Origin of the sequence: Faecousia sp. (genome assembly GCF_048519415.1) — a bacterium.
Lineage (GTDB): Bacteria > Bacillota > Clostridia > Oscillospirales > Oscillospiraceae > JAZOXB01.
Genome location: NZ_DBFZUT010000083.1, coordinates 1 through 7071 on the forward strand (window position 1 = coordinate 1; position 7071 = coordinate 7071).

Consider the following 7071-nt stretch of genomic DNA (forward strand, 5'->3'; position numbering starts at 1 on the left):
GAGACCTTTCAACTCCCAAAATCCGGCTTTCTTCAGATTCCACCTCACGATGGACACCCTTGCCTTTGGCTAGCCCTTCCCGCTACCGGGCGGACTCGGGACTTTCACCCTATAGAACGTGCGCTCACCGGGCGCACATAAAGCAGCCGCAGGCCCGTTACCGGACCTGCGGCCTCTTTTCGTCAAAAACGCCGCTGCAGAAGACCTGCAGCGGCGTTTGGTTATTCAGCAGTAAAAATCGCGGATCTTCTTGGCGCGGCTCGGGTGACGCAGCTTTCGGATCGCCTTGTTCTCGATCTGGCGGATGCGCTCGCGCGTGACGCCGAAGATCTGGCCGACCTCCTCGAGCGTGTGCGTCTTGCCGTCGTACATGCCGAAGCGCAGGCGCAGGACGTCTGCCTCACGCTCTGTCAGCGTGTTGAGGATCTCGCTGAGCGCCTCGGCCAGCAGCGTGTTGCTCGTGGCATCCGCCGGGCCCGGCGTGTTGTCATCCTCAACGAAGGAGCCGATGGTCGTATCCTCCTCGTCGCCGACCGGCGTATCGAGCGACAGCGTGTCCGCCGCCGTGCGGTTCGCCTCGATGATCTTCTCGATTGGGAGATTCAACTCCTCGGCGATCTCTTCGAGCGTCGGCTCGCGGCCGAGCTCCTGCACGAGCTTGCGGTTGCAGCGCGTTGCCTTGTTGATGACCTCCACCATATGCACCGGAACGCGGATCGTTCTTGCCTGATCGGCAATGGCGCGCGTGATCGCCTGCCGGATCCACCAGGTCGCATATGTAGAGAATTTATTTCCCTTTGTATAGTCGAACTTGTCCACCGCGCGGATCAGGCCCGTGTTGCCCTCCTGAATGAGGTCGAGGATATGCAGGCCGCGGCCGGAATACTTCTTCGCAATGGAGACGACAAGGCGCAGGTTCGCCTCGGTCAGCTTGTTCTTGGCCTCCTGATCGCCCTCGGCGACGCGGCGGGCAAGATCCTGCTCCTCCTCTGCGGAGAGCAGCGGTACCTGACCGATCTCCTTCAGGTACATGCGGACGGGATCGTCCAGATTATATTCTGCTGCCAGCTCGACCGGATCGACCAGCGATTCTTCCTCATCCAGGTCCGCGCCGGTCATGTCGAGGTCGTCCAGCAGGCCCTGCATCGGGTCGGAATCGTTCTCGGTGTCCCCGCTCACGATCTGAATGCCGATGGATTCAAACGTGTCGTAGACCTGTTCGATCTTATCCACGGAAAGATCCATTTTTTCCAGCGCGGCCATCAGCTCCGAGGAGCTGAGCATGCCATCGCGGCGGCCCTTGCTGATGAGCGCGTTCAGAGGAGCCATCAGTTCCTCTGTCGATTTTCCGTTTTTCTTCGAGGTAGCCATAGCGCACTTCCTTGCAGCTTGATAAGATGCGCTCTTTCGGGCGCATCGGAACTCATTATACCGCGTTTTCTGCGTCAAAGCAAGAGTTTTTCAGAATTTTTATCGAAAAAACGCAGAAATATTCCCGTTCTGCCGCAGCCCGCAGCGCATGGCCATTTCCGTCCGGCTATTTCACAGGATTCCCGGTTCGATCTCACAATATACCCGTCTGCTCGTCTTTTTCTGCGGGCTCCGGATCGGGCAGGACGCCATGGTTAATGAGCTCGCAGCGGTTGATGGGCGTGCCGAGCGCGTAGAATTTTTCCTCGTAGCCCGTCATGATGCCGACGGGGCCGTTCTCGTGCAGATTGCGAGTCAGGTTGCGGATCTCCAGCCCACAGGCCTCAAATTCGCCGAGCGACCACTCGAACAGCGGCGCATTGTCCGTCTTGAAGTGGATCTCCCCGTTCAGGCGCAGCACGCGCTGGTAGCTCTTCAGGAAGGTGTGGAACGTCAGGCGGCGCTTGGCGTTCTTCTTGCGCGGCCACGGGTCGCAGAAGTTCAGGTAGATCAGGTCCACCTCGCCCGGCGCGAAGTACTCCTCCAGTTTGGCGGCATCGATACTCAGGAAATAGACGTTTTTCAGTCCCATGGAAAGGGCCTTCTCCATCGCCAGCACCAGTGCCTCCTGCACGCGCTCCACAGCGACGAACAGAACGTCCGGCTCCAGCGCAGCCGTCTCGACCGTGAACTTTCCCTTGCCGCAGCCGATCTCCAGCCGCAGCTCGCGCGCCTGCGGCATCAGCGAGCGCCAGTTGCCGCGCAGATAAGCCGCGTCCTCCAGCCATACCGATCGGCAGGCCTCCATCCGCGGCGCAAGATTCTGTCTTTTTCTCATTCTCATGGTGATTCTCTCCCGGATCCATTCTCGTTTTCTTGCATTATACCAGATTTTCGCACGCCCGTAAAGGGAATTGTGATCTCAGCCGTAGAAAAGCTTGCATTTCTCCCCCGTCCCGTGTATAATATTAGGGCAATATCCCCGGGCGTAGCTCAGTTTGGTAGAGCGCTAGCTTTGGGAGCTAGATGCCGCAGGTTCAAATCCTGTCGCCCGGACCATTTTTCGAAAAAAGCCGCCAAAACGTGTTGTATTTGGGGGCAGAATGAACTGCAACCGCTTTACGATCTGAGGCGGTAAGAAAAAAGCGGAAGAAAACATCATGCCAGACGCTTAGACGCGGAGCAGGATCTGATGAGGAATCGGATTTGCTCTGCGTCTTTTTTGTCAAAATTTTCTGAAATACAGGGCAGAGCCGCGCCGTTCTGGCTATGAGGCCATCAAAATCCCGATATAAGCACCAGCCGTGCTTTTCCCGGATCAAAGGAGGAATCACAGATGAACTATATTCGGATCACAAAGGAAAATATTGACAGGGAACACATCTGCTGCGCCATGTCCGGCAAGCAGAGCATTGCGAAAAAGGAATGGCTCAGGCAGCGCTTTGAGGAGGGGCTTGTTTTTTACCGCAGTGAGGAACGGGGCAAATGCTTTATCGAATACATCCCGGCAGAAAACGCATGGGTGCCAATTATGGCTGACGGCTGGCTCTATATCAACTGTCTGTGGGTATCCGGCTCCATGAAGGGCCACGGATACTCCAACGATCTGCTGGAGGAGTGCATCCGCGATGCCAGGGCGCAGGGAAAAAACGGGATCTGTATTCTGTGCGCCGAGGGCCGGAAACGGGAATTCCTCGCTGACCCGAAATTCCTTGCCCACAAGGGATTCCGGGTTGCAGACATCTCCGACTGCGGGATCGATCTGCGGTATTTGCCGCTTGTGCCCAATGCGGAACCGCCGAGGTTCCGGGAATGCGCAAAGCATCCGGCAATTGCAGAAGCCGGTTTCGTCCTGTATTACACCGATCAGTGCCCTTACACCTATTACTGGGTTCCAAGGGTGCAGGAGGCGGCAAAAGAACACGATATCCCGTTCAAGGGCATCCACATCACGGACAAAGAATCCGCGCAGAACGTTCCCGCGCCGGTCACGACCTATGCGCTGTTCCGGGACGGCAAGTTTTTGACGCAGAGCATTCAGACAGATAAAAAATTTCTGGCACTGGCGGGAGTCCGGGACTGAGTCGTCGTACATCGGAAAGTCGTCGATTCATGTGCGGATACACGGAGCTTATCCCCGCTCCCGGCGATCCGCCTCGATCCTTCTCTTCCAGTCCGCCGTCAGCGGCTCGCAGGCGCGGACGCTGCACACGGCATCGCCGATGACCTCATAGTTCAGCGCCGTGCCTGCCCGGTCGCACCGATAGTTTACCGCCCGGTCGGGCCGGATACCGAAGCGCGCCGCCTCCCGTGCCGCGTCGATGTTCGCGCCGAGGAACAGAAACTCCCAGCCGTACCGTTCCTTCTGCCGCTCGATCATCCGACGCACCGCCGCATAATCATAGCGCCGGCTGGCGTTCTCCAGTCCGTCCGTTGTGATGACGAACAGCGTCCGCTCCGGCACGTCCTCGCGGCGGGCGTATTTGTGGACGTTTCCGATGTGGTGGATGGCCCCGCCGACGGCGTCGAGCAGCGCCGTGCAGCCGCGGGGGAAATACTCCCGCTCCGTCATGGGCGGCACGCGGTCGAGTGGCAGCCGGTCGTGGATGACCTCGCTCTCATTGGAAAAGAGCACCGTGGAGACAAGCGCTGGGCCCGGCTCGCGCTTCTGCTTTTCGATCATGGCGTTGAAGCCGCCGATGGTGTCTGCCTCCAGCCCTGCCATGGACCCGCTGCGGTCCAGAATAAAAACCAGTTCTGTCATGAGAAAACCCTCCTTCGTTTGATCACGCTGTTATCATAGCGCATCCGAAGGAGGGTTTGGTCGCCTGTGGGGCGACATTTTTATTGCAGCTATTTTCTCTGAATTTTCCCCAACCGCTCCAAACGGGAATCGATTGCTCCGGAGGTGCGGCCGAAATGGGCACAGAGCTCTTTTTTTGTCATTCCGCTGTCAAACAGACTGCACAGCTCCTGATCCGCTTTCTCTGTCCACGGCTTTCCATTGTTCGCCGGGAGAGGCTTCTTCTGCCCACGAAGCAATGCTTCCAGCACGCAATGCAGAGCGCGCACGATATCGCCCTTATTGCACACATGGTCGCTCGGCAGGACCTCACCGGCCAGGGGATCGAGCCCGTCTGCCAAAGCCGTCAGCAGCTCTTTTGCACGTTGAATGTCCATCGTCTTCCTCCCTTATACGGCATCGCTGCCAGATCACGCCCCCAACAGGCTCTGGTCAAAGGCGAACAGCGCTTCGTTGATCGCAAAAATATCGTAGTTCCCCTGTCTGATAAAATACTCAACAATGACGTCGAATTTGCTGCTGGCACTGAGGGCATAGCCCGCGCGGGCAAGCAGGTCCTTCGTCTCCGCCAGATCCAGCTCCAGCGCAATGGCAAAGGCGAGCGCCGTCGGCTTCGAGGGCTTGTAGTTCGAGTTATTCCGGATCTTCGAGAACAGCTTGCGGTCCACGTTGGCCTTTTTATAGACCTCAGAGTCCTTTTTCCTGCTGCGGTCGATGAGCCGCAGCAGCGTCTCCGAAAAGCCCGCATCGAGATGCTCCAGCAGATAGTCCAGTGCGGGGGCAGCCATGGGCGCGCACATCGGCGCGGCCATTTCGCGATGCAGCGCTCCCCTGCGCAGGCGCTCCGCGCCAGGGTCCGTATGCGCTTCAACATAGTGGTCATCGATGTATTCCGCGATGTCCGCGAACAGTTTGCCGCTGATCTGATAGGCCCTGCGGTCAAAAATGACGAGATAGACCGTCATGTCATGCTCCAGCAGGAAGGCCCCGATGGTATCCACTGCCACGCGGAGAGCCTGATCCTTCGGATAGCCGAAGATGCCGGACGAAATGAGCGGGAACGCTACGGTCTCGCAGCCTTGCTCCTTTGCCAGCCGAAGACTATTCCGGTAGCAGGAGACGAGCTGCTCCCGCTCGCCATGCTCGCCGCCGCGCCAGACCGGGCCGACGGTGTGGATGACGTACCTGCAGGGCAGCCGATAGGCCCCCGTGAGCTTGGCCTCCCCGGTCCGGCAGCCGCCGAGCCTGCGGCACTCCGCCAGCAGCTCCGGTCCCGCCGCGCGATGGATGCAGCCGTCCACGCCGCCCCCGCCGAGGAGGCTCTCGTCTGCCGCGTTGACGATGGCATCCACGGGCATTTTCGTGATGTCGTTTCGGATGAAAAGCAGGGGCATGGTATCACCTCTATCACGGTCTTCGAATTATTTGTATCTTACCATATTCCGTTCGAAAAGGCAAGGAACCACCCGTGCCTTCCCTGCTTTTCCGAACCGCACGCTCTTGCGCATTGGCCGCAAGACTGTTACAATAAAAGAAAGTACAAGGAGGAGATATCATGGTTCGAGAGATCTGCAAGGACGAGGCCTTTCTGGCGCAGAAGGCCGAGCCTGCAACGAAGGACGACCTTGGCACGGCGCAGGACCTGCTGGACACGCTGCTCGCGCACAAGGACGGCTGCGTCGGCATGGCGGCAAATATGATCGGCGTGAACAAGCGCATCATCGCCTTTGACAACGACGGGGCCTATCTGGTCATGCTCAATCCCGTCATCATCCGGCAGTCCGAGCCCTATGAGGCGGAGGAGGGCTGCCTGTCGTTGAACGGCACGCGGAAGACGAAGCGCTTCCGCTCCATCAAGGTGCAGTGGCAGAACGAAATGCTGCAGACACGGCTGAAGACCTTCACCGGCTGGACGGCGGAGATCATCCAGCACGAGATCGACCACTGCGAGGGGATCCTGATATGATTTTCTGGTTTTCCGGCACCGGCAACAGCAAATATGCTGCGCAGCGCATGGCGGAAGCGCTGAACGAGCCGCTGCTCTGCATGAACGACCGCATCAAGGCCCACGACACCGCCGCCGTGGAGACCGGCGACCGCCTTGTCATCGTCACGCCGACCTATGCCTGGCGCATTCCCCGCCTCGTCCGCGACTGGCTGCTGCAGACGGAGCTTCGGGGCGCGAGGCAGGCGTGGTTCGTCATGACCTGCGGCAGCGAGATCGGCAGCGCCGATCGTTATAACCGTGAGCTCTGCCGCGTGAAGGGGCTTTCCTGCATGGGCACGGCGCAGATCGTCATGCCTGAAAACTATATCGCCATGTTCGGCGTCCCGCAGGCAGATGAAGCGCGCAGGATCGTCGCGAAGGCCGAGCCGGACATCGACCGCGCCATTGCCGCCCTCCGGGAGGGTCTTCCCTTCCCGCCGACCCGGAACAACCTCTACGACCGCCTGATGAGCGGCCCGGTGAATCCGCTCTTCTATTCTTGCTTCGTCAAGGATCGTGCCTTCACCGCAGGCCCGGCCTGCACAGGCTGCGGCCTATGCGTGAAGCGCTGCCCGACCAACAATATTTCCCTGCAGAACGGCAGGCCCGTCTGGGGCGGCAGCTGCACCCACTGCATGGCCTGCATCTGCTACTGTCCCGCGGAGGCCATCGAGTACGGCAGGAAGAGCCGCGGCAAGCCGCGCTATCATTTTGAGGCGCTGTAAAAAGCAAACCGAGTAGGAGGGACGTTTAGTCCCGTCCTCTCACACCACCGTGCGTACCGTTCGGTACACGGCGGTTCAATCGCATAAGTGCACAGACTCGTACCGGTCTAGGATACTGTAGTATCCTGCCCGTGCGAGTCTTTCTT

At 59.0% G+C, this 7071-nt stretch carries 8 protein-coding genes and 1 tRNA gene; 4 read left to right on the forward strand and 5 right to left on the reverse strand.

Going from position 1 to position 7071, the window contains the following annotated elements; all coding sequences use genetic code 11:
• Positions 1–225 precede the first annotated feature (225 nt).
• Positions 226–1371 (reverse strand): RNA polymerase sigma factor RpoD, encoded by a 1146-nt coding sequence (rpoD, locus tag ACMKFF_RS08820; RefSeq protein WP_367927368.1) that lies wholly within the window; start codon positions 1369–1371, stop codon positions 226–228.
• Between the two features lie 193 nt (positions 1372–1564).
• Positions 1565–2254 carry a tRNA (guanosine(46)-N7)-methyltransferase TrmB gene (gene trmB, locus ACMKFF_RS08825; RefSeq protein ID WP_367927369.1) on the reverse strand — a complete coding sequence of 230 codons (690 nt, stop codon included), beginning with the start codon at positions 2252–2254 and terminating at the stop codon, positions 1565–1567.
• Between the two features lie 138 nt (positions 2255–2392).
• Here trmB and ACMKFF_RS08830 point away from each other — a divergent pair.
• Positions 2393–2469 (forward strand) — tRNA-Pro (locus ACMKFF_RS08830).
• A 277-nt stretch (positions 2470–2746) separates the two neighbouring features.
• Complete coding sequence (locus ACMKFF_RS08835; RefSeq protein ID WP_419496698.1) at positions 2747–3493, forward strand: YoaP domain-containing protein; 747 nt, start codon at positions 2747–2749, stop codon at positions 3491–3493.
• 48 nt (positions 3494–3541) lie between these two features.
• Here ACMKFF_RS08835 and ACMKFF_RS08840 read toward each other — a convergent pair whose 3' ends face one another.
• From ACMKFF_RS08840 to ACMKFF_RS08850, 3 genes are all read right to left on the reverse strand, one after another.
• Positions 3542–4174 (reverse strand): vWA domain-containing protein, encoded by a 633-nt coding sequence (locus tag ACMKFF_RS08840; protein ID WP_417324934.1) that lies wholly within the window; start codon positions 4172–4174, stop codon positions 3542–3544.
• A gap of 89 nt (positions 4175–4263) precedes the next feature.
• Complete coding sequence (locus ACMKFF_RS08845) at positions 4264–4590, reverse strand: hypothetical protein (protein WP_419496699.1); 327 nt, start codon at positions 4588–4590, stop codon at positions 4264–4266.
• A gap of 33 nt (positions 4591–4623) precedes the next feature.
• Positions 4624–5607, reverse strand: a complete 984-nt coding sequence (locus tag ACMKFF_RS08850; protein WP_419496700.1) for an O-acetyl-ADP-ribose deacetylase — start codon at positions 5605–5607, stop codon at positions 4624–4626.
• A 161-nt stretch (positions 5608–5768) separates the two neighbouring features.
• On the opposite strand from ACMKFF_RS08850, the gene ACMKFF_RS08855 reads away from it, so the two are divergent.
• The gene (locus tag ACMKFF_RS08855) at positions 5769–6179 is read left to right on the forward strand and encodes a peptide deformylase (RefSeq protein ID WP_419496701.1); all 411 of its coding nucleotides are present in this window, start codon (positions 5769–5771) and stop codon (positions 6177–6179) included.
• On the forward strand, positions 6176–6925 hold the full coding sequence (locus tag ACMKFF_RS08860; protein ID WP_419496702.1) for an EFR1 family ferrodoxin: 750 nt from the start codon (positions 6176–6178) through the stop codon (positions 6923–6925). The genes ACMKFF_RS08855 and ACMKFF_RS08860 overlap by 4 nt, the downstream gene beginning before the upstream one ends.
• Positions 6926–7071 lie beyond the last annotated feature (146 nt).

Excerpts from the sequence above, each read along its gene's own strand:
- rpoD (WP_367927368.1), bottom strand. The coding sequence starts at position 1,371 with ATGGCTACCTCGAAGAAAAACGGAAAATCGACAGAGGAACTGATGGCT.
- trmB (WP_367927369.1), bottom strand. The coding sequence starts at position 2,254 with ATGAGAATGAGAAAAAGACAGAATCTTGCGCCGCGGATGGAGGCCTGC.
- ACMKFF_RS08835 (WP_419496698.1), top strand. The coding sequence starts at position 2,747 with ATGAACTATATTCGGATCACAAAGGAAAATATTGACAGGGAACACATC.
- ACMKFF_RS08840 (WP_417324934.1), bottom strand. The coding sequence starts at position 4,174 with ATGACAGAACTGGTTTTTATTCTGGACCGCAGCGGGTCCATGGCAGGG.
- ACMKFF_RS08845 (WP_419496699.1), bottom strand. The coding sequence starts at position 4,590 with ATGGACATTCAACGTGCAAAAGAGCTGCTGACGGCTTTGGCAGACGGG.
- ACMKFF_RS08850 (WP_419496700.1), bottom strand. The coding sequence starts at position 5,607 with ATGCCCCTGCTTTTCATCCGAAACGACATCACGAAAATGCCCGTGGAT.
- ACMKFF_RS08855 (WP_419496701.1), top strand. The coding sequence starts at position 5,769 with ATGGTTCGAGAGATCTGCAAGGACGAGGCCTTTCTGGCGCAGAAGGCC.
- ACMKFF_RS08860 (WP_419496702.1), top strand. The coding sequence starts at position 6,176 with ATGATTTTCTGGTTTTCCGGCACCGGCAACAGCAAATATGCTGCGCAG.